Here is a 1,252-nt window from a genome sequence, read left to right as displayed (position 1 = left end):
CCCGCGAAGCCACCCTCCACCTCGACCTACCCGCCCTCGGCCTGCCCGACGACCCCCAACACACCTACACCGTCACCGACCAACTCAACGGCGCCACCTACACCTGGACCCGCTCCAACTACATCCGCCTGGACCCCCACACCCAACCCGCACACATCCTGACGATCGAGAAAGCGGACGACGGACGTGTGCGGGCCGGTGAGAACCGCGAACCGGAGAAGAAGCGGACAAGGGCTGCGACCCCGTCAAGGAGGAAAAGGGCCGCGAAGACTCCGGTCGGCAGCGGCAGCTGAGTCAGACGGGTTCGGCGACGGGCGGGCGGTCCTGGATGGAGCGGCATCCGGTGAAGACCGAGCCGAGGCCCTCGCGGTCGATGATCTCGCGGAGCCTGGCCGGCAGCGCGGGCAGCGCGAGGCAGCCGCCGTCGGCGGCGACGCGCCAGCGGATGCCGAGCAGGATCGGCAGCGGGTCGCAGCGGACGCCGAGCCGGTCGTGCATCCGCACCATGAGGTGGCGCAGGTTCCCCTCGACGAGCTTGGTGAGCGTCTCCCCGAGCCGCGGCACCGTGATCTCGTCCAGCACCCCGGACAGGTGGACGACGGTGTGGTCGCCGTCGCCGGCCGCCGTCGTGGTGATCATGAGTTCGGACGGGGCGGGCGGGTTCGGCGCGAGCCCGGCGTCGCCCGGGTGCAGGGCCCGGATGGCGTCCAGGACGTGCGTGGTGTCGACGTCACCCGCGCCGCCGTCCGGAGCGGGCGCGGCCGTGGCGGACGCGATGTCCGGGAACACCGGGACGAGCCGCGCCAGGCCGGTGAGCCGCAGCGCCCGCCGCACGTGGACGGACGGCTCGGGCACGACGGCCCGCAGCGCGCAGCCGAGCAGCTGGGCGCGCGTCTCGGCACGGGCCAGCAGGACGAGCCCGGCCGCGTCCAGCAGCACCGCGTCGCCGAAGTCGACCACGACTCCCCCGCGCGGGCCGCCGGGGCCGCCCGGGACGCCCGAGACGCCCGGGACGCGCCGCCGTCCGCGCGGCGGGCCCGCGGCCGCGGCGAGGGACAGCGCCTTGCTCACCCCTTCCCGGATCCCCGCGTAGTTCTGCCAGCTGATCTGCGCGGGCAGGCTCAGCACGATGAACCCTCGCCGGGTCTCGATGCTCAGGCCCGGCACGGTCGTGTCCTTCATGTGTCACATCCCGATTGGGGTTCTCGTGGCCGCGCGGGCGGGCCGGGGCGAAGCGGTGGCGGTGGCGGGC

The 1,252-nt window shown here is 74.2% G+C and carries 2 protein-coding genes; one reads left to right on the top strand and one right to left on the bottom strand.

Going from position 1 to position 1,252, the window contains the following annotated elements:
• Positions 1-293 (top strand): hypothetical protein (locus E1287_RS44510; protein ID WP_165969482.1); only part of this gene is annotated, 293 nt, incomplete at its 5' end.
• A 1-nt stretch (position 294) separates the two neighbouring features.
• Here the strand turns inward: E1287_RS44510 and E1287_RS43265 are convergent.
• Complete coding sequence (locus E1287_RS43265; RefSeq protein ID WP_131971963.1) at positions 295-1,182, bottom strand: STAS domain-containing protein; 888 nt, start codon at positions 1,180-1,182, stop codon at positions 295-297.
• Between the last annotated feature and the right edge of the window lie 70 nt (positions 1,183-1,252).

The sequence above is a fragment of the Actinomadura sp. KC06 genome, from assembly GCF_004348735.1.
Taxonomy (GTDB): domain Bacteria; phylum Actinomycetota; class Actinomycetes; order Streptosporangiales; family Streptosporangiaceae; genus Spirillospora.
Note: the sequence above shows the minus strand (reverse complement) of the source record. Positions and strands in the feature narration are given on the sequence as shown.

Bases quoted from the DNA above. Each gene is read 5' to 3' on its own strand.
- E1287_RS43265 (WP_131971963.1), bottom strand. From the start codon at position 1,182: ATGAAGGACACGACCGTGCCGGGCCTGAGCATCGAGACCCGGCGAGGG.